This is a genomic window from Candidatus Tisiphia endosymbiont of Parasteatoda lunata (assembly GCF_964030955.1).
Lineage (GTDB): Bacteria > Pseudomonadota > Alphaproteobacteria > Rickettsiales > Rickettsiaceae > Tisiphia.
Genome location: NZ_OZ035003.1, coordinates 2,205,373 through 2,224,586, shown reverse-complemented (window position 1 = coordinate 2,224,586; position 19,214 = coordinate 2,205,373). Strand labels below are relative to the sequence as shown.

26 protein-coding genes and 2 pseudogenes are annotated in these 19,214 nt (G+C 33.0%); 17 read left to right on the top strand and 11 right to left on the bottom strand.

Features of this window, described 5'->3' with window-relative positions; genetic code table 11:
• Positions 1-229: 229 nt before the first annotated feature.
• Positions 230-352: a hypothetical protein gene (locus AAHN00_RS13815; protein ID WP_342271610.1), complete on the bottom strand. Its 123-nt coding sequence runs from the start codon at positions 350-352 to the stop codon at positions 230-232.
• A gap of 672 nt (positions 353-1,024) precedes the next feature.
• Here AAHN00_RS13815 and AAHN00_RS13810 point away from each other — a divergent pair.
• The 3 genes from AAHN00_RS13810 to AAHN00_RS13800 all read left to right on the top strand — a co-directional run bounded on the left by AAHN00_RS13810 (position 1,025) and on the right by AAHN00_RS13800 (position 3,298).
• Positions 1,025-1,375 (top strand): hypothetical protein, encoded by a 351-nt coding sequence (locus tag AAHN00_RS13810; protein WP_342271609.1) that lies wholly within the window; start codon positions 1,025-1,027, stop codon positions 1,373-1,375.
• A 277-nt stretch (positions 1,376-1,652) separates the two neighbouring features.
• On the top strand, positions 1,653-1,886 hold the full coding sequence (locus AAHN00_RS13805) for a hypothetical protein (protein ID WP_250310741.1): 234 nt from the start codon (positions 1,653-1,655) through the stop codon (positions 1,884-1,886).
• A 215-nt stretch (positions 1,887-2,101) separates the two neighbouring features.
• On the top strand, positions 2,102-3,298 hold the full coding sequence (locus AAHN00_RS13800) for an IS66 family transposase (RefSeq protein ID WP_342270935.1): 1,197 nt from the start codon (positions 2,102-2,104) through the stop codon (positions 3,296-3,298).
• Here the strand turns inward: AAHN00_RS13800 and tnpB are convergent.
• Together tnpB and AAHN00_RS13790 are read right to left on the bottom strand one after the other, a co-directional pair.
• Complete coding sequence (gene tnpB / locus AAHN00_RS13795) at positions 3,295-3,648, bottom strand: IS66 family insertion sequence element accessory protein TnpB (RefSeq protein ID WP_341752109.1); 354 nt, start codon at positions 3,646-3,648, stop codon at positions 3,295-3,297. The two genes, AAHN00_RS13800 and tnpB, sit on opposite strands and share 4 nt — an antisense overlap.
• The gene (locus AAHN00_RS13790) at positions 3,636-4,061 is read right to left on the bottom strand and encodes a hypothetical protein (protein WP_342271013.1); all 426 of its coding nucleotides are present in this window, start codon (positions 4,059-4,061) and stop codon (positions 3,636-3,638) included. The genes tnpB and AAHN00_RS13790 overlap by 13 nt, the downstream gene beginning before the upstream one ends.
• 70 nt (positions 4,062-4,131) lie before the next feature.
• Here AAHN00_RS13790 and AAHN00_RS13785 point away from each other — a divergent pair.
• The 7 genes and pseudogenes from AAHN00_RS13785 to AAHN00_RS13755 all read left to right on the top strand — a co-directional run.
• A pseudogene (locus AAHN00_RS13785) lies at positions 4,132-4,605 on the top strand (IS982 family transposase); the annotation flags it as partial.
• Positions 4,606-4,775: 170 nt separating this feature from the next.
• A complete protein-coding gene (locus AAHN00_RS13780) occupies positions 4,776-4,937 on the top strand; it encodes a hypothetical protein (protein ID WP_342271266.1) in 162 nt (53 codons plus the stop codon).
• Entirely contained in the window at positions 4,879-6,096 is a 1,218-nt protein-coding gene (locus AAHN00_RS13775; protein WP_342272689.1) for an IS256 family transposase, read from the top strand. Before AAHN00_RS13780 ends, AAHN00_RS13775 begins: the two co-directional genes overlap by 59 nt.
• A complete protein-coding gene (locus tag AAHN00_RS13770) occupies positions 6,080-6,211 on the top strand; it encodes a hypothetical protein (RefSeq protein ID WP_342271608.1) in 132 nt (43 codons plus the stop codon). Before AAHN00_RS13775 ends, AAHN00_RS13770 begins: the two co-directional genes overlap by 17 nt.
• Before the next feature lie 136 nt (positions 6,212-6,347).
• A complete protein-coding gene (locus AAHN00_RS13765; RefSeq protein ID WP_342270896.1) occupies positions 6,348-6,527 on the top strand; it encodes a hypothetical protein in 180 nt (59 codons plus the stop codon).
• Between the two features lie 20 nt (positions 6,528-6,547).
• Positions 6,548-6,751: a hypothetical protein gene (locus AAHN00_RS13760; protein ID WP_342270887.1), complete on the top strand. Its 204-nt coding sequence runs from the start codon at positions 6,548-6,550 to the stop codon at positions 6,749-6,751.
• Entirely contained in the window at positions 6,654-7,916 is a 1,263-nt protein-coding gene (locus AAHN00_RS13755; protein WP_342272688.1) for an IS5 family transposase, read from the top strand. Before AAHN00_RS13760 ends, AAHN00_RS13755 begins: the two co-directional genes overlap by 98 nt.
• A gap of 128 nt (positions 7,917-8,044) precedes the next feature.
• Here the strand turns inward: AAHN00_RS13755 and AAHN00_RS13750 are convergent, their stop codons facing one another.
• Positions 8,045-8,224 carry a hypothetical protein gene (locus AAHN00_RS13750; protein ID WP_342271466.1) on the bottom strand — a complete coding sequence of 60 codons (180 nt, stop codon included), beginning with the start codon at positions 8,222-8,224 and terminating at the stop codon, positions 8,045-8,047.
• A 179-nt stretch (positions 8,225-8,403) separates the two neighbouring features.
• On the opposite strand from AAHN00_RS13750, the gene AAHN00_RS13745 reads away from it, so the two are divergent.
• Positions 8,404-8,703 carry a hypothetical protein gene (locus AAHN00_RS13745; protein ID WP_342271607.1) on the top strand — a complete coding sequence of 100 codons (300 nt, stop codon included), beginning with the start codon at positions 8,404-8,406 and terminating at the stop codon, positions 8,701-8,703.
• 22 nt (positions 8,704-8,725) lie between these two features.
• Here AAHN00_RS13745 and AAHN00_RS13740 read toward each other — a convergent pair whose 3' ends face one another.
• Positions 8,726-9,715 (bottom strand): ribonucleotide-diphosphate reductase subunit beta, encoded by a 990-nt coding sequence (locus AAHN00_RS13740; protein ID WP_342271606.1) that lies wholly within the window; start codon positions 9,713-9,715, stop codon positions 8,726-8,728.
• Positions 9,716-9,901: 186 nt separating this feature from the next.
• On the opposite strand from AAHN00_RS13740, the pseudogene AAHN00_RS15190 reads away from it, so the two are divergent.
• A pseudogene (locus tag AAHN00_RS15190) lies at positions 9,902-10,015 on the top strand (palindromic element RPE1 domain-containing protein); the annotation flags it as partial.
• 16 nt (positions 10,016-10,031) lie between these two features.
• On the opposite strand, the gene AAHN00_RS13730 reads toward AAHN00_RS15190, so the two are convergent.
• Both AAHN00_RS13730 and fabD read right to left on the bottom strand, forming a co-directional pair.
• Positions 10,032-11,861, bottom strand: a complete 1,830-nt coding sequence (locus AAHN00_RS13730) for a ribonucleoside-diphosphate reductase subunit alpha (RefSeq protein WP_342271605.1) — start codon at positions 11,859-11,861, stop codon at positions 10,032-10,034.
• 78 nt (positions 11,862-11,939) lie between these two features.
• Entirely contained in the window at positions 11,940-12,869 is a 930-nt protein-coding gene (gene fabD, locus AAHN00_RS13725) for an ACP S-malonyltransferase (RefSeq protein WP_342271604.1), read from the bottom strand.
• A 35-nt stretch (positions 12,870-12,904) separates the two neighbouring features.
• Here fabD and AAHN00_RS13720 point away from each other — a divergent pair, with 35 nt between their 5' ends.
• The 3 genes from AAHN00_RS13720 (at position 12,905) to rnpA (ending at position 15,660) form a co-directional block, all read left to right on the top strand.
• Positions 12,905-14,866, top strand: coding sequence for a transglycosylase SLT domain-containing protein (locus AAHN00_RS13720; protein WP_410521457.1), 1,962 nt, complete (start codon positions 12,905-12,907; stop codon positions 14,864-14,866).
• Between the two features lie 245 nt (positions 14,867-15,111).
• Positions 15,112-15,246 (top strand): 50S ribosomal protein L34, encoded by a 135-nt coding sequence (gene rpmH / locus AAHN00_RS13715; protein ID WP_342271602.1) that lies wholly within the window; start codon positions 15,112-15,114, stop codon positions 15,244-15,246.
• Positions 15,247-15,249: 3 nt separating this feature from the next.
• Positions 15,250-15,660: a ribonuclease P protein component gene (gene rnpA / locus AAHN00_RS13710; protein ID WP_341748130.1), complete on the top strand. Its 411-nt coding sequence runs from the start codon at positions 15,250-15,252 to the stop codon at positions 15,658-15,660.
• 222 nt (positions 15,661-15,882) lie between these two features.
• On the opposite strand, the gene AAHN00_RS13705 is transcribed toward rnpA, so the two are convergent.
• Both AAHN00_RS13705 and AAHN00_RS13700 read right to left on the bottom strand, forming a co-directional pair.
• Complete coding sequence (locus AAHN00_RS13705; protein ID WP_342270905.1) at positions 15,883-16,590, bottom strand: IS6 family transposase; 708 nt, start codon at positions 16,588-16,590, stop codon at positions 15,883-15,885.
• Between the two features lie 74 nt (positions 16,591-16,664).
• Positions 16,665-17,378 (bottom strand): transposase, encoded by a 714-nt coding sequence (locus tag AAHN00_RS13700; protein WP_342271601.1) that lies wholly within the window; start codon positions 17,376-17,378, stop codon positions 16,665-16,667.
• A gap of 24 nt (positions 17,379-17,402) precedes the next feature.
• Here AAHN00_RS13700 and AAHN00_RS13695 point away from each other — a divergent pair, with 24 nt between their 5' ends.
• Positions 17,403-17,693, top strand: a complete 291-nt coding sequence (locus AAHN00_RS13695) for a transposase (RefSeq protein ID WP_342270937.1) — start codon at positions 17,403-17,405, stop codon at positions 17,691-17,693.
• Entirely contained in the window at positions 17,651-18,553 is a 903-nt protein-coding gene (locus AAHN00_RS13690) for an IS3 family transposase (RefSeq protein ID WP_342272567.1), read from the top strand. Before AAHN00_RS13695 ends, AAHN00_RS13690 begins: the two co-directional genes overlap by 43 nt.
• Here AAHN00_RS13690 and AAHN00_RS13685 read toward each other — a convergent pair.
• Positions 18,550-18,684, bottom strand: a complete 135-nt coding sequence (locus tag AAHN00_RS13685) for a hypothetical protein (RefSeq protein WP_342271600.1) — start codon at positions 18,682-18,684, stop codon at positions 18,550-18,552. The two genes, AAHN00_RS13690 and AAHN00_RS13685, sit on opposite strands and share 4 nt — an antisense overlap.
• Positions 18,685-18,894: 210 nt before the next feature.
• Complete coding sequence (locus AAHN00_RS13680; RefSeq protein WP_342271599.1) at positions 18,895-19,155, bottom strand: hypothetical protein; 261 nt, start codon at positions 19,153-19,155, stop codon at positions 18,895-18,897.
• Positions 19,156-19,214 lie beyond the last annotated feature (59 nt).

Genomic DNA, 19,214 nt, shown 5'->3' with positions numbered 1-19,214 from the left:
GTCGCTATTACTCTAAAGAGATATTACTAACGCCTGTGCATTATCTCTCTGATCCTAACTCTTAGGTTACCCTGCAGTATTTTATAGCGATATTTAGTGATTCAAACAACATTAAAGCGATGGTAAAATACAGTGTGGCTAGTCTTGTTAAAATATCATATGTTCAAGTTATAGTGAATTGAAATATTAGAACAAGGACTAAAATCTTTCCCAGCTGAAGCTGGGGGTTTTAACCAAAAAGGTGACTATAAAATAAATCCTCAAACTCAGACAAGTTTATTGTCCCACTTTGGGAGAAAAACCCCGCACTTGCAGTGCGTCGTTTCAACATAAATTTTAAATATCTTATCAAGAAAAGATAAGATATTTTTTTAACAAAATCTTACACTTCACAGATATATTCTTTTTGTGTTGTGACACTTTTTAAATGAACCATACACAAATAGTTTCTAACTTTTAAGTTAGTACATACATGAGGCATTCATGCCGTAATATTAAGCTCTGCACTTGCAGTGCAGAGTGGTTAACTTAGCGATTTTGACACAACAATTAACAAACCACCTAAGGAGGAAAAGATTTTACCTAAAGCTAAAGTCCCAACACCAAAACCTCCAAATATGGTAGACCACGTATCACGCATTAGTAGAAAACCTAATAATCCAGCAAGAACATATTAAGTCACGCGAATTCGATATAAGAATTAATAATTCTTATATCGATACTTGCTTTGTTATAAGGAGAAATGCACTCTTGAAGCGGCTGACGCGGGTACATTTTAACTTTTTTCATCATTCAATATGTGATTTTAATTATTAAAATCACATATTGAATAGAGTATTATATTTTAACAATCAGGTGGGCAGCCGCTTCAAACCTGATTGTTTCTATATATAATACTGAATTCGATGTAACAAGTTACGTCAGTTCGGGATAAGATATAGATGAAATAGTAATAGATAAAAGGATTGTCAAAAAGGAGTGCCTGCAGTATTGATATTTTTAAACAAAAAAACAAACTACAGGCATGAGAAAAGATATCACAGAATTATATAGTTTTATAGATGATTTTTGTAAAATTTATTTGGAGTATGAACAGAGAAAGTTATTACCATCAAATAAGCAAAGAAATCGCTGTTGTAGCATGAGTCTAAGTGAAATGTTAACAATAATAATTATGTTTCATACATCCTATGCTAAGAATTTTAAATTTTTCTATAAAAGTTATATAGAGTGCATGCATAAGGATGATTTTCCCAAAGCCTTGAGTTATAATAGATTTGTTGAATTAATGGCACGATTATTCATACCGCTAAATATGTTGATTCATTTGTTGTTTGGTGAGGAAACAGGGTATACTTGCAGAAAAACTGCGTAACACTATCTAATTTTTTTGCTAGTATGAATTTATTGTATAAATTTGGGTTTCTACTATGCAAATATCACCGATTAATCAAAACTTACGCTATGTTTTATGATAAGTGGCTTTGTACTGAGATATTATTAAAATTCTTTACTATGAAAAAATGGCTTTCAGCCAAGGTTTTTAGTCATACTTGAGATAACATAGCGTAAGTTTTGTAATAAAAACTAGTTGAAAAAGTACCAATTATATTATAACATTTGAAATATTAATAATAATGATAATTAATCAAATGAAAAAACCAAAAGTAGCGACCTTAAGTGCTGAAGAACGAGAAGAACTAATACAACATGTCAAGGAAAGTTCATTAACGGGAGATGAACAGCAAACGATAGTAGAACTTGTGAAATTTTGTAATGAGCTAATAGACAAGCTAGCATCATCAAATATCAGTATAAATAAGCTTAAGGAAATGCTGATTGGTTTTAAGGCAGATAACAAAAAAAAGATAGTTCAGATTCATTAAAAGAACCGCCAAGTGAATCTGATAACGGGAATGGTGGTAATGAAGAAGAGTGCGATAAGCCCAAAAAGATAGATCGTAGTAATTGGCAAGGTAAATATGGGTTTGATGATTATAAGGATGCGAATACCAGCTATTTAACTCCTGAGAATTTTTGTAGTGGTGATAGCTGTCCTCACTGTTGTAATGGCAAACTATATAATAGTGAAGCTAGAAAATTGCTACAATTTACAGGTAATGCTCCAATTACAGTCAACAGATATGTAAAGAAAACGCTACGTTGTAATGCTTGTGATTATATAGTTATGAACAATAAAAATATCAACAAATGGACAAATAGTAGCAGAAGTGCAATAGTGTTACAAAAGACCTATGGTACTCCTTTCTACCGTTTATCTAGGCTGCAAAGTTTAAGTGGTGTTCCTGTGGCATATAGCTCGCTCTGGCAACAATATTTAGATGTTTGGCAAGAAGGTGGTGGAGCTGAAATTTACGGGGTATTATTGGAAATGGCTGCCGAATGTAGTTCACTGAACCTTGATGATACTAGAGCTAGGATTTTAGAAATTACTATAGCCAATAAGAAATTACGTACTCAAAATAAGAAAGGACGCAGCTGTTATACTACTACAATATGTGCTAAGACTGCAAATAATGAGGTGATAGTTTTATATTTTACCGGTAATAGGCATGGTGGAGAAAATATAGGTAACGTACTAAAGAATCGTAAGAATAGAACAGATTCTATCCAATTAATGACTGACGCAAGTAACAATAATAACCCGGTATTATCAGAAGCAGATCAAGAATTACTGGCAATAATAGTGATGATCAATTGTTTGTCACATGGTCAGAGAAAATTTACAGAGAATGAACTATATTACCCTGAAGAATGCGGATATTTTCTCAAACAAACACGAGGGATTTACCACAATGAACATCAATGTAAAGAGATGAGTCCTGAAGAAAAACTTGGGTATCATCAGGAACATAGCAGTAAATATATAGAAAACATATATAACAAAATAGACGAATTATTTAACGACAAGAAAGTTGAGCCTAATAGTAGGCTTGGACAAGCTATGAAATATTGGATAAATAATAAAGAAGGTTTGACCCAATTTTTAAAAATCCCAGTTAGCAATCTTGATAATAATTGGGCTGAGAGATCACTGCGTACCATTATTTTACAAAGGAAGAATTCATTATTCTTTAAAACAATCAATAGTGCTGAGATACATAGTGGTCTGTATAGTATAGTAAAGACTTGTAGTGAGAACGAGATCAATGCCTTTAAATATTTAAATTGGCTACAAGAGCAGAGTAGCAAAGCAAAGAAGCGTCCTGCGAATTATACGCCTTTTGCCTATGCAAGATATATGAATAATACGGAATTAATCGAGACAGCAGCTTAAACGACAGGAAGCCAATCATTAGAGAATTTGGCAGAACTAGGATCACCATTATGAATAAGAATGTGTAAGGTTCTATAACAAATTTGATAAGATGAATTATCAGATGGGAAAAGTTTTGCGGTAAATTTACCTTTGGATAGGCGTTTAGAGCATAGCCAAAAGCCTTGACCGTCAAAGGACAAAATTTTAATGGCAGTTCTGTTTTTATTATAGAATAAAAACAAGGAACCATTAAGAGGGTCAGAAGAAAGTTTTTGTCTACAAACAGCGATTAAGCCATCGATACCCTTGCGAAAATCGATGGCAATAGTGGCAACAAAAATAACTGACGCCGGGGTTAGTTGCAGCATAAAAATGTCTGAATTATGGTTTTTGGTTCTAGTGTTTGGATAATAAGTTTGGTACCATTTGGTTTAATAATGTGACAAGTATAGTGATTTTGTTTGGGGGCAGCTACAGGATCGGTATCTATAGAATTTAATAGTTGAAATGGGAGAAAATTAATATTTTGTTGTAGAGCTTGATTTGAAGTTGAGACAGGAGAAGTTTTGAGGGTAGGCTCATGGGCTTTTTTAATTGAACTGATTGTTGCTTTATTAATATTAAGATGTTTAGCTATCTCTTGGTAAGAATAATGATGGAGTAATTGGTAAACTAATTCCTTTAGATGGTTTGGTATAGGATCAAACTTATTAGTTTTAGTTTGACGCCAGGCTTTAAATTGCTGAGCTACTTGCTCAATAGTAATTGATGGTATTTGCATAGTATGAAACCCAAATGTATAAAAAATTCATACTAGCAAAAACATTAGATAAAGTTATGCAGTTTTGCTGCAGGTATACGAAACAGGTATTTATTTTATTGACTCTACAACGATTAAAGCTTGTCACAATAAAAGGCGTTATAGCAATAAAGTTTTTAAAGGATTAGCCAAACATAGTAAATCCTCTATGGGGTATTTTTATGGTTTTAAATTACATGTAATAATCAATAATAAAGGGGAGTTTATGGCATTAAAAGTGACCAAAGGCAATGTAGATGATAGGGTTCCAGTACCGGAGTTAACAAAAAGATTAACTGGAATTATAGCAGCTGATAAAGGTTATATTAAGCAAAATTTGTTCTTAAATTTATATGAAAGAGGCTTAAAAATGATTCATGGAATTAAGAAGAATATGGAAAATAAATTAATGGATTTGAAAGAAAAAATCTTACTTCGAAAGCGTAACTTAATTGAAACAGTTTTTGATTATCTAAAAAATAGGCTCTGTACAAATAAGTGTGTAAATTTTTCAAAGGTTATATAAAAATATAATATAACAAAAGGAGAAATTATAATGCACCAAAAACAAAATGAAGCAATGAATCAAGCGATAGATTTATTAGTTAACCACTCTGCACTGCAAGTGCAGAGCTTAATATTACGGCATGAATGCCTCATGTATGTACTAACTTAAAAGTTAGAAACTATTTGTGTATGGCTCATTTAGAAAGTGTCACAACACAAAAAAATATATCTGTGAAGTGTAAGATTTTGTTAAAAAATATCCTATCTTTTCTTGATAAGATATTTAAAATTTATGTTGAAACGACGCACTGCAAGTGCGGGGTTTTTCTCCCAAAGTGGGACAATAAATAATGATACAGATATATCAACATTACTTAAAGAGGATGGTTTATTAAAACAATTAACCAAACGCCTTGTAGAGAAGGCATTGCAGTCAGAGATGAATAATCATTTAGGATATGATAAATATTGTCATACTGATAGTGATAATGTTCGTAATGGTAGGAATGTAAAGAATCTAGTAACAAATAATGGAGTTGTAGAGATTGAGGTTCCAAGGGATAGAAGTAGTACATTTGAACCTGCATTAATTCCGAAGCGTCAAAGACGTACTGAAGGATTTGATGATAAAATAATATCATTATACGCTAAAGGAATGAGCTTATCTGATATTAAGATTCAAATGCAAGAATTGTATGGAGCTGACGTTAGCGAAAGTTTGATAAGTCAAATTACTGATGATGTAATTGAGGATGTCAAGATATGGCAAAGCCGACCATTGGATCGAGTATATGCTATAGTATTTTTTGACTGTTTAGTAGTAAAAGTACGTCAAGATAAACGAATTATCAATAAGTCTGTATATGTAGCATTAGGTATTGATTTATCTGGAAGGAAGGATATTTTAGGATTGTGGATCAGTGAAAATGAAGGAGCGAAATTTTGGCTTGGTAATTTTACTGAGATGAAGAACAGAGGTATGCAAGACATGCTTATTGCTTGCAGTGATAATTTAACCGGTATGTCTGAGGCAATAGAAGCAGTTTTTCCGAAAACCGAACATCAATTATGTATTGTACATCAGATTAGAAATAGTTTAAAATATGTATCATATAAAGACCGAAAAGAATTAGCGGCTGATTTAAAGCCTATATATACTGCTAGCACAGAGGAAGAAGCACATCTTGCTTTAGAATTTTTTGAAGCTAAATGGAGTAAACAGTATCCACAAATTGCTAAATCTTGGTATGTTCATTGGGAAAATTTAATGGTTTTTCTAGGATACCCTGAGGCGATAAGGAAAGTAATATACACAACTAATAGTGTAGAATCTGTCAATAGCCAATTACGTAAGGTTACTAAGAATAAACGGGTTTTTCCAAATGATAATGCCGTTTTTAAGACCTTGTATTTGGCAATTGATTATATGACCAAGAAATGGGTTATGCCGATTCTAAACTGGAACGCAGCTATGGCTCACTTTTTGATAAAATTTGAAGGTAGAATTTAAGCCCTATGAAAAATTTACACACTTAATTAGAAAGGCTCAAAAAGTTAACCACTCTGCACTGCAAGTGCAGAGCTTAATATTACGGCATGAATGCCTCATGTATGTACTAACTTAAAAGTTAGAAACTATTTGGTCTGTCCGGCAAAACTCTATAAGTCTTATAGATAATAGGTTTTAATGGCAGAAAATAATAAAGAAATCCATAAGAAAATGTTAAAATATGCTAATAAACCTTATGGATTTCAGTCAATATGCCAATAGAAAATATTATCAAATCACAAAAACAAGGAAAACTTTTTGGTTATAAATTAAAAGAAGAATTAAACTCAAATAATAAGCTATATAAATTAAGAGAATTAGTTAACCACTCTGCACTGCAAGTGCAGAGCTTAATATTACGGCATGAATGCCTCATGTATGTACTAACTTAAAAGTTAGAAACTATTTGTGTATGGCTCATTTAGAAAGTGTCACAACACAAAAAAATATATCTGTGAAGTGTAAGATTTTGTTAAAAAATATCCTATCTTTTCTTGATAAGATATTTAAAATTTATGTTGAAACGACGCACTGCAAGTGCGGGGTTTTTCTCCCAAAGTGGGACAATAAATTGGTCTGGTCTAGAAGAATGGTTATCAAAAAATGTTTCTATTAAGAGATTTGGTAGAAATAGAAAATGTCATAGAGTGATGCTTGGTGTAACGATGCTACAAGCAATGTATAATTTTTCAGATTCATTAGCAGAGGAAGAACTAAAAGAAAACATGTATTGGCAATATTTCTGTGGGTGGGAATATATAGAAACAGATATAGCGATGTCGGAAACTAGCATAAGAAGATTTCGTAATTTATTAGGTGAATCTGGATATAACGAGATATTAGCAGAGTTGATAAGAGTTGGAATAAGAACTAACACAATTAAAAAAAAAGATTTGGAATTGATAATTGCTGATACAACGGTACAAATTAAGAATATCAAGCACCCACATGATGTTTATTTAATGGATAAAGCTAGGCTTAGTATTGTGAAGCTTTGCCAAAGTTTGGGTATAAGTTTAAACGAAACCTACGCTAGAACCTATAAGCGAGATATAATAAAGCTCTGGAAGTATAAAGAGCATAGCAAAGCCAAGAAGCGTTGGAAAATAATGAAGCATTTAAAAACGTTACTTGGTCGTTTGGTTAGAATATGTGAGCGTGAGATAAAAAATCAGAAATTAAACTTATCTATCAGAGATCAAGAAGTATTGAAAAAAGTAAAACAAATACATAGCCAATCTGTTTTAAAAAGAGAAGAGAAAAAGCAATACAAAGAACAGAATAAAATATTGTATAGTTTTCATGCCCCTGAGGTAGAGTGTATAGGGAAGGGAAAACGAAACAAGCCATATGAGTTTGGCAATAAAGTTGCGGTAGTAGTCAGTGGTCGTAGAAATTTTGTACTGTCAGCAAAATCGTTTCATAATAATCCTTATGATGGTCATACATTGCAGCAGAGTTTTGAAGCGGTAGAAAATGTAACTGGAATAAAGATAAAAAAATCGTTTGTTGATCTTGGTTATACTGGCAGCAATGTTAAAGAGAAGAGTAAGGTATATACCCCAAAAACTCGGAAAAAGTTATTGAAAGAAGACAAGTGTATGATCAGGAGACGCAGTGCTATAGAACCAATAATAGGGCATTTGAAACAATATGGCAGGATGGGCAGAAACTTCTTGAAGGGTGTGATAGGAGATGTGATCAATCCAATAATCTCTGCTATAGGTTTGAATTTACGATGTATTGCCAATCATTTACACATCATGCCTAACTCTACATAAAAAAATTATCATTAAAAAACTTGCTAAACGATTAAAAAAAATCGTTAACAATAAGCTCATGTAAAAATTTTACTAAAACAGAAATTTTTCAATAAAATTGAAAACAATTTTTAATTTTAGTGCAAATATTAGAATTTTTTTTGTAAAAATTTTATTGTCCCACTTTGGGAGAAAAACCCCGCACTTGCAGTGCGTCGTTTCAACATAAATTTTAAATATCTTATCAAGAAAAGATAAGAATGAATCATACAGATATTTTTTAACAAAATCTTACACTTCACAGATATATTCTTTTTGTGTTGTGACACTTTCTAAATGAGCCATATACAAATAGTTTCTAACTTTTAAGTTAGTACATACATTAGGCATTCATGCCGTAATATTAAGCTCTGCACTTGCAGTGCAGAGTGGTTAACTCAATCATAGATTATGGGGGGCTTTAAATATTTTTGGCGGACGGACTATTTGTGTATGGTTCATTTAAAAAGTGTCACAACACAAAAAGAATATATCTGTGAAGTGTAAGATTTTGTTAAAAAAATATCTTATCTTTTCTTTTCTTGATAAGATATTTAAAATTTATGTTGAAACGACGCACTGCAAGTGCGGGGTTTTTCTCCCAAAGTGGGACAATAAAATGAACCTTGAACATACTAGACATAGATCACCAATAAATGCCTTTGTCCATATATTATCTACTCTTGTTGGTTACTCATTAAAGAAAAATAAACCTTCAACAAAATTTGATTTTAATCTACATGTTCACAATATCCTTATCCCGAATTGACGTAAGTTACATCGAATTCAGGTTAAGTAGTACCACTCCTCCTACCATCCATCTCAGCAAATACATCTTCCCACGATCCAGTAGTTGCAGCTTTGGTATATTCTGTCACCCTTCCTTCAAAGAAATTAGTATGTTCAGCACCGTTTAAGATTTCATCAAGCCAAGGCAACGGATTAGTATCAATTAAATAAATCTCTTTAAGTCCAAGCTGCATTAATCTGCGATCGGCAATATAACGAATATATTGTCTTACCTCTCTAGCTGTCAGACCTTCAATGCCACCAACTTCAAATGCTAGTTCAATAAAGGCATCTTCAAAATGCACAATAGTAGCACACGCTTCATAAAGACGACTACGAAGCTCTTCAGTCCATACTTCAGGGTTTTCCCTAATAAAAGTTTTAAATAACATAATGATAGAATCAGTATGTAACGTCTCATCCCTTACTGACCAACTAATAATTTGCCCCATACCTTTCATTTTATTAAAACGAGGAAAATTAAGTAAAATAACAAATGAAGCAAATAACTGTAACCCTTCAGTAAATGCACCAAATACTGCTAAAGTAGTAGCAATATCTTCTTTAGTTTCTACACCGAAACGCTGCATATAGTCGTATTTATCTTTCATTTCTCTATATTTGAGAAATGCTGAATATTCGGTTTCTGGCATACCTACGGTATCAAGCAGATGAGCATAAGCAGCAATATGAATTGTTTCCATATTAGAAAATGCTGATAACATCATCAATACTTCTGTTGGCTTAAATACCCTAGAGTAATGTTTCATATAACAATTATTTACTTCAATATCAGCTTGAGTAAAGAAGCGAAATATTTGGGTTAATAGGTGTTTTTCTCCAGGACTTAAATTATATTTCCAATCTTTTAGATCATCAGCTAGCGGCACTTCCTCTGGCAACCAATGAATTCGTTGCTGAATATGCCACGCTTCATAAGCCCATGGATAAGAAAATGGTTTGTAGATTGGACTGGCATTAAGTAAAGACATATTATATTTCCTTTTTTAAGTATACTACTATAAAACCTCATTGCGAGGAGACCATAGGTTGACAAAGCAATCTATATGGCTTCATGGATTGCCACACTCACATACGTTCGCTCGCAATGACGATTAGATAAGAATTGATAAATTCTTATCCCGAATTCGTGTATATTCATTAGACTTCCTGCATAATTCGCTTTTGCTGAGGAATTTGTAGGAGACACAGAACCTCGACCCGCAGCGTACTCAAATGTACGTGATGATTCGAGTATCGGATCGACGCACAAATTACCAGCAAAAGTAGAATTATGCAGGAAGTCTATTACTGACAGGATAAACATTCATCATAAGACTCAACTTCTTTTTCTTGTTTTTTCTTATTATCTCTTTCAATATCTTGAAAATCCGCTTTCTTGACATCGTGTGATACTTTATCAGCTCTTTGAATTGAGGTTGATCTACAATAATATAAACTCTTAACCCCTTTTTTCCAAGCTCTAAAATGGATATTATTTAAATACATCTTACTTACATTGCCTGCTAAGAAAACATTTAGAGATTGAGATTGTGAAATATGTGGTGTCCTATCTGCTGCTAGATCAATAAGCCAATTTTGATCAATCTCATAAGCAGTTCTGAAAACATCTTTTTCATAGCTGGATAAAAAGGTTAGATGTTGAACTGAGCCTTCATGAGTTGCAATTGATGACCAAACCTGCTCATTATTAAAACCTTTGGTGCTTAACAGCTTTTCTAAATATTTGTTACGTACATTAAAAGATCCAGTAAGAGTCTTTTGGACAAAACTATTAGCAGCAAATGGTTCAATTCCAGGCGAACTATTGCCAGCAATAATAGAGATTGATGCCGTAGGAGCAATAGCTGTTTTATTACTAAACCGTTCGTTAATACCTACTTCAACTGCATCGAGGCAAGCACCACGTTCATCAGATAGAACTACTGAAGCTTTATCAACTTCTTTATGAATATGTTCAAATATTTGATTATTCCAAACCTTTGCCATTACCGACTCTATTGGTACATCCTTTGATTGCAGGAATGAGTGAAAACCCATAACACCTAAACCTACGCTACGTTCACGCATTGCTGAATATTTAGCTCGCTCCATGGTACTAGGTGCTTTAGTAATAAAATCTTCAAGTACATTATCTAAAAAACGCATTACGGTAGGAATAAACTCAGGGTCATTTTGCCAATCATCAAAATATTCTAAATTTACAGAAGACAAACAACACACAGCAGTTCTAACCTTACCCAAATGATCAATGCCAGTTGGCAGGGTAATCTCGCTACAAAGATTAGAAGTTTTTACTTGTAGCCCAAGTTTTTTATGATGCTGCGGAATATATTTATTGACAGTATCAATAAATAAAATATAGGGTTCTCCAGTTTCTATTCTAGTAGTTAGTAACTTAACCCACAAATCTCTAGCCTTAACTTCACGTACAACTTTTTTAGTAGCAGGGCTGATTAATGGAAAATTTCCATCACTCTCAACTGCTTGCATAAATGCATCTGTTACAGCTATGCCGTGATGCATGTTTAAAGCTTTACGATTAGTATCACCACCAGTATGGCGTCTTAAGTCTATGAATTCCTCAATTTCAGGATGATCAATTGGTAAATATATAGCAGCACTACCACGTCTAATTGACCCTTGAGAAATAGCTAAAGTCATAGAATCGACAACCTTGACAAATGGAATAATGCCAGAAGAAGTACCTTTGCCTTTAATTGCTTCATTAATAGAACGAACATTGCCCCAATAGCTTCCTATACCACCACCACGTGAGGCTAACCAAACATTCTCAGTCCAAAGATCTACAATACCTTTTAAACTATCATCTGTTTCATTTAAAAAACAAGAGATAGGCATCCCTCTGTCAGTTCCACCGTTACTAAGAACCGGTGTAGCTGGCATAAACCACAACTTGCTTATGTACTCATATAATTGCTGAGCTGATTTTGCATTATCAGCATAATAGCTAGCTACTCTAGCAAATAGATCTTGAAAATCCTCTCCGGCTAGTAAGTACCTATCCTTTAGAACAGCTTTACCAAAATTAGTCAGTAAATTATCTCGTTTCTTATCAATTTCTATAGGAAATTTAGTATTTGCTTGCGTTGCCATTATTATATTATCTTATATCTTATTGTTTTAATTAAATTGGGATCATAGCAGATTTTTGTCTTAGCACTAATACCATAATCACATAATTTCTAAAAATTTTTCTAATTCTACAAGACTCGAAACATTAATCAAATTAAATTTATGATCAGTTTTTTTCAGCATATTAGTTAGAACCTTACCTGCACCTATTTCAACTATTTGTTCTATTTTCAGATTTTCCAATTCGTTTAAAGTTTGACGCCACCTCACCCTACCACAAATCTGGGAGATTAAGTTTTGTTTTATCTCTATAGGGTTAGTTATTGGTTTAGCTGTAACATTTTGTATCACCGGAACAAACGGTTTGTTAATTGCTACTTTGTCTAAAGCCTTTGCCATTTGCTCTTCTGCTGGCTTCATCAAACTACAATGAAAAGGACTACTTACATTCAATTTAATAGCTTTATAGCCTAAATCTTTTACGATAGATATTACCCGTTCCACTGCTATAGTTTTACCACTAATTACCACCTGTCCATCTATATTATCGTTAGCTATATCAAGGTCTATAACCTCTTTGATGATTTCTTCAAGCTTTTTTAGAGGTACGCCTATACATGCCGCCATTGAGCCTTGACCGACCGGATAGGCTTCTTGCATGGACTTACTACGTACTGCTAGCAATTGGGTAGTTACTTGTATATCTATACTTTCCGCTGCACATAATGCACTATATTCTCCTAAAGAATGACCTGCAACATATGAACACAGGTTAGTAATATTTCTATTTGTTTGTTGCTTAATGACATTCAATATTGCCATAGATACTGCCATTAGTGCTGGTTGAGCATTAATAGTCAAAGTTAAATCTTCACTTGATCCATTAAAGACAATATGGCTTAATTTTCTTCCAAGAGTATTATCTACAATTTCAAATGTCTCTTTTGCCACCTGAAAGTTATCGTAGAATTCTTTCCCCATACCAACCATTTGTGACCCTTGACCTGGAAAGACAAATGCTCTATTCATAATAATACCATAATAATTTAATTTATCCGCTGTCGATTATGAGAATTTCAACAATACTGTCAATAGTTTTAATTATTCTAAATTTATTAATATCAGAGTCAATGGCATCGGACTATGTCAAAGAAACTTTTATACATTTAGACAAAAAAGCATGGCAAGATTGTGAAAAGATGGCAAAGACTTCAAAAGATAAAACCTTAATCAAAATTATTATGTCTCAAAGATTCTTAGACCCGAATTATAAGAAAAATAGCTTTGAAGAGGTAATAAAATTTATACAAAACAATCCCCACTGGCCGCAAGTCGATAAACTAAAAGAGATGGCAGAACAATATTTAAACTATAACACAGACCAAGCTTTAATTGTAAACTGGTTTAGTGAAAACGAACCAATTACTGCTTTAGGCTATAAATTTTATGCTTTAGCCAGTAGGAAATTAATAAAAGATCCACAAAAATTAGCGAAGATTATGAAAAATGGTTGGATTTATGGGGTTTTTACGCAAGCAGAAGAAAGCAATTATTTGAGTAATTTCAAAAATATATTATGTGAAGAAGATCATGTAAAAAAAATTGATGAATATTTATGGGCAGGGGATATGCGTAGTGCAAAAAAATATATGCATTATGTCAGTAATGGCTATAAACAAAATTTTATTGCCCAAATTGCTATCTTAAATAAATCTAATGATAGTGAAAAACTTTTTCAACAAGTATCAGAAAAATATTATACCCCAGCTTTATTATTTAACTATTTGGATTCCAAGAAAACAGAGATTCCTACCAGCCAAAGTATCGCTCTATTTAAAAAAGTAAAGCAAGATAAAAGACATTCCGCCTATTGGGCTCGTGTACAATCTTATTATGCTAGAGAATTTATTGATCAGAAAGATTTTGCTAGTAGTTATAAGATAATTAGCATGCCAATTACTGTTGATCCCGAACATGTAAGAGAAGCACAATGGCTTAGTGGTTGGCTTGCCCTTAGATTTTTGCATAAGCCTGATATTGCTTTAAGTCATTTTAACAAATTTATGAAAGTTGCAGCTAAACCATTAAGCGTATCAAGGGGGCAATATTGGCTAGCTAGAACTTATGAAGCCAAAGGGGATAAAGAGCAAGCGAATAAATTTTATCATATGGCCAGCAAGTATTCCCATAGTTTCTATGGACAGTTAGCTAATATCGAACTTAACAAACGGCACTTCATTTTACCACAAAAGCCTACCTCCACTAAGCATAATAATGAAAATAGTGAAATTATTAGAGCCATAAAATATTTGACTAAATATGGTAAGCATGATTTAGCTTTGTTATATGCTAAAACGGCTATTGAAAAATCATCGACCCCATCTAAGATTGTATTAATTACCGATATCATTAGCACAAAGGGTAATATTTATCATACAGTAGATGTAGCAAAAACTGCTTGTCAACATCATACTTTTATTAAGGATTATGCTTTCCCTACCCCTCATACTAAGGCAGTAAAAAATACCCCCCTAGAACCAGCTTTAACATACAGTATTATAAGACAGGAGTCAGTTTTTAATCAGCATGCAATTAGTACAGCTAAAGCTAAGGGGCTAATGCAACTTACAGATACAGCTGCTTATGATACGGCTAAATCTGTTGGCTGTAAATGTCATATTAAAAAGCTAACTCTTGACCCTAAATATAATATCATGCTTGGTACTAATCATTTTAAAGAATACTTACAACTATATAATGGTAATTATCTTTTAGCCATTGCAGCTTATAATGCTGGTCCTTGTAGAATCACAAGATGGATTAATCTGTTTGGTGATCCTCGTGACTTTAAGAATTTACGACAAATAATTGATTGGATTGAACTAATACCATATGCAGAAACTAGGAACTATACTCAACGTGTTTTGGAAAATCTGCAAGTTTATAGATCTATTATTAGTAAAAATAATAACTTAAAATTAGAACAAGATCTTTTAAAGACTAAAGATAATAAGAGAGAAATATAGCTATACTCGGTGAACTTCAAGAATTGGCGTCGTCGTGTCTAAAGATCTCCGCTGCTCACGTACTAATGTACGCTCCGCTGCTTGACTTTGACACTCCTAGCCCTTCTTGAAGTTGACCTTCGTCTACCAACTCTTCATTTACGAGCAGTATATATATATCCTAGCTTAAATAATGTTATTTAAGTTGACAGTTTAACATTATCTGACTATAAAGAAATATATTATTTCGTATTGGATATGAATTTATGAAACGTACATTTCAACCTAGCAATTTAGTAAGAAAAAGAAGACATGGATTTAGGGCAAGGATGGCAACTGTCGGCGGTAGAGAAATTTTAAGGAAACGCCGAGCAAAAGGCAGAAGAAAATTATCAGCGTAGTAAGTGCTTATCTCATCCCTAAAAAATCAGAAAGAATTTGACCTAGTTAATAAGTTAGGAAAAAAGTTCCATAGTCCTTATTTTATCACAATAATAGCAAAGAATTCTACTAAGCTCTTTGCAAAGCTAAATGTAAAAGGTAATATTGACAACCTATGTAAGAAATCTAGTGAGATTTTATATAATTCGTCAAATACATTACTTTTTGGCATGAAAGTCGGAAAAAAGTTAGGAAATGCTGTTATTCGTAATAAAATCAAAAGACGTATCAGGCATTTAGTTAGACTGCTAAGCAAAGAATCAAAATTCAAACAAAATAGTTGGGCAATGATAGTCATCCCTAGGAAAGGTTTTGAGCAAATTGAATTTGCAACTTTATTAAGTGAACTATACAAGATAGTTTCACAGGTGTAATCCTTACTGCATAAATTACCTCCTGCAATCAAAAGTTATCATTCGTGTAAAAAATATCATCCTAGCCTTGATGCGGAATCCAGCCCTTATTTAGCTACCATCAAGTTACCCAAATTCGCGTAAGTTAAGTTGGAAATAATTTGGATTGCATAATACTGATACGGTTTTGTCGCATCTATAAATCATACTACATCAAGATTGTTAAAACTAAGGTTTTGGACATTATGATGCCATTAACATAGCAAAATTCTCAAAAGTAGAAAGATTATCATTAGCTCCAATTATTTGTCTTTTTTGCATCATACGAATATTTTCTATACCGGTAATAGTCATTTCTGCAGAATGAAAACTCTTAAAACCAAGCATTGGCTTTGTACGTTTTTTGATAAACCTATGATCTTGTTCTACAAGATTATTCAGGTATTTGGTCTGAATAACCTTAATTTTATAATCTTTAGGAACTTCTGTATTCAAATCATTAAGAGCAGCCGTATTACTACCGCTTTTATCAATTACTACTTTCTCAGGAAAATTATTCTCTCTAAAGGCTTTACGAAAAAATGCAAGTGCTGCAGGCTTGTCTCTATGCTTACGTAGCAGAAAGTCTACAGTATTACCAAGACTATCTAGTGCTCTATATAAATAAACCCATTTACCGTTTAATTTAATATAAGTCTCATCCATTCTCCAACTACTACCAACTGGCTTCTTTCTTTTTCTAACCACCTGATCTATCAATGGTACAAATTTTATAACCCATCTTTGTAATGTAGAGTGATCAATTTTTGCTCCCCTTATACTCATCATTTCTTCCAAATCTCGATAACTTAAAGAAAATCGGCATTTCATATAGACAAATAACATTATTATTTCTGGTGAAGAACAAAATCCTTTGAAATATGATAATAATCTTGCAGTAATACGAAACATCTTAACATCTTTTTTAGATCATTATATCAATCTTTTTTCTATTGTCCAACATATGCGACAGAACCGTTTCGCAGTTAGCAAAATTGCGAATCAGCTAAAAGGCATCTAATGTTGTTCTGAATTGATGTTTTTATAACTTCCCAAGTTTGTTGATATAAAGTAATTTTTTCATTTATCCTCCTTTTGTTCATATCGAGCCAAGCAAATACAGCAAGGCAAATATGATTTCTCTGAGCTCGACCCGTGCGTGCCTGACAGCGTTCAATACCACAAGTTTGTTTTAATTCTCGATGATAAACTTCTATAGACCACCGTGCCTTAACAATTTTCTCTATTTGTTCACGTGTTGGATTTTCTAAGTTAGTTGTTATGTAATCAATGCGACCATTTTTTGCCACAAACTTAAATACCGTAACCCAACCGTATCCACGTAGGTGAATTTTTAGTCCCTCATCAGGAATCTCTAAACTTTCTAAGCTAACATTATGATTAACTTTTCTATTTTTTCTTAGGTTACTAACCCATGTCCAACCTAAATTACGTATATGTTTCAAATTCTCCAAACCGCTATACCACGCATCCATTACTACTGCATCAGGATTGATCCCTCTTTCCTTAGCTAAAGTAAGCATATCACAAAAATGCTCATTCTTTGTTTTTCCATCAGTTTCTTTATCATATATTCTATAATCTACAGGGGTAGATTGATCAGTTTTAGCATTGTAATGCAGTAAGTTGACCATCACTATGATGTGGTTATAGTTTTCCGGACAGTTAATAGGAGACAATATTAACAGAAAGGAAGTACAAAAATGACTAATAGCAAACCAAAGGTTTATCCGGCTGAATTTAAAGAGTCAGCAGTTAAATTAGCAATTGAGTCCAAGCGACCTGTGTCACAAACAGCTAAAGAGTTAGGTATTACTAGAAATACTCTATATACTTGGGTAGATAAATATTCCAAACCTAAAGAATCAATAATGCGAACAGATGAACATCTCTATGATGAATTAAAAAGATTAAAGAAAGATTTAGCTAGGGTAACGCAGGAGCGTGATCTATTAAAAAAGGCTGCCGCGTACTTTGCGAAAGAGTCCCAATAAAGTACGCATGGATAAAGAAGCATAAAGGTGATTTTTCAACTGCGATTATGTGCAAATTTATGAAAGTATCACGTAGTGGCTATTATGAATGGTTAACTACCCCTGAATGCAATAGGGACAAAGAAGATAATGCTTTAACCTGTAAGATTAAAACAATTTTTCAAGAAGGTAGAAGGAATTATGGATCTAGACCCATTAAAAAGGAACTATCTAGACACGGTATAATTGTTAGTCGGAAGCGGATTGCAAGGCTAATGAATGAAGCTGGTTTAGTATGTAAAAGCAAACATAAATTTAAAGCAACTACTGATTCTAGTCATAATAAGCAAGTTGCTCCTAATTTATTGGATAGAAAGTTCAAGGTCTATGCTGCTAATTGTTATTGGGTTGGGGACATCACATATGTTCCAACTGAAGAAGGTTGGCTGTACTTAGCAACCGTTATTGATCTATTTTCTAGGAAAATTATAGGGTGGTCAATGAATAGTAACATGAAAGCTGATTTAGTTAATAATGCTCTGCTAATGGCAATATGGCAACGTAAACCACCTAAAGGACTTATTTGGCATACTGATAGAGGTAGTCAATATTGTTCTGATAGCCATTCAAAACTTACAAAACAACATGGTATTATACAGAGTATGAGCGGTAAAGGAAATTGTTGGGATAATGCTGTTGCTGAAAGCTTTTTTCACACTATAAAAACAGAACTAATTTATCAATATAAATTTAAAACTAGGGAGGAAGCAAAATATGCCATATTTGAATATATAGAAGTATTTTATAATCGTATAAGGATGCATTCAACTAATGACTATCTATCACCTGTACAATACGAGAAAATGCAAAAATGTGCCTAAACAAACTGTCCGGAAAACTGTTGACAGATCACTATACCAGGTATAACATCATGTACAGCTCCAGAATATTGATAATGTACAAGCTCAATTTTCTTACTGTATTGCTTTGACAATAACGTGTCATCTCCCACTAGTTAACCACTCTGCACTGCAAGTGCAGAGCTTAATATTACGGCATGAATGCCTAATGTATGTACTAACTTAAAAGTTAGAAACTATTTGTATATGGCTCATTTAGAAAGTGTCACAACACAAAAAGAATATATCTGTGAAGTGTAAGATTTTGTTAAAAAATATCTGTATGATTCATTCTTATCTTTTCTTGATAAGATATTTAAAATTTATGTTGAAACGACGCACTGCAAGTGCGGGGTTTTTCTCCCAAAGTGGGACAATAAACAAGAAGCTTCCCTATCAATATATTTTGACACTTCTCTGTAGATCCCGCTAGGGCGGAAATCCTTACTATTTAACCATCGACTTGCACTATCATGAGATAGGTTTATTGGACTTACTTCAGATAATGCTTTACCACTATATCTTACGCTACTTGCTTGTAAAAATGATTTATATAAGTCTTTGCTACATTTTGATCTTGCCATGCTTAACTAAAACTCTTTCTTGCTAGATTAACATATTTTTTGCTAAGTGCGAAACTCCT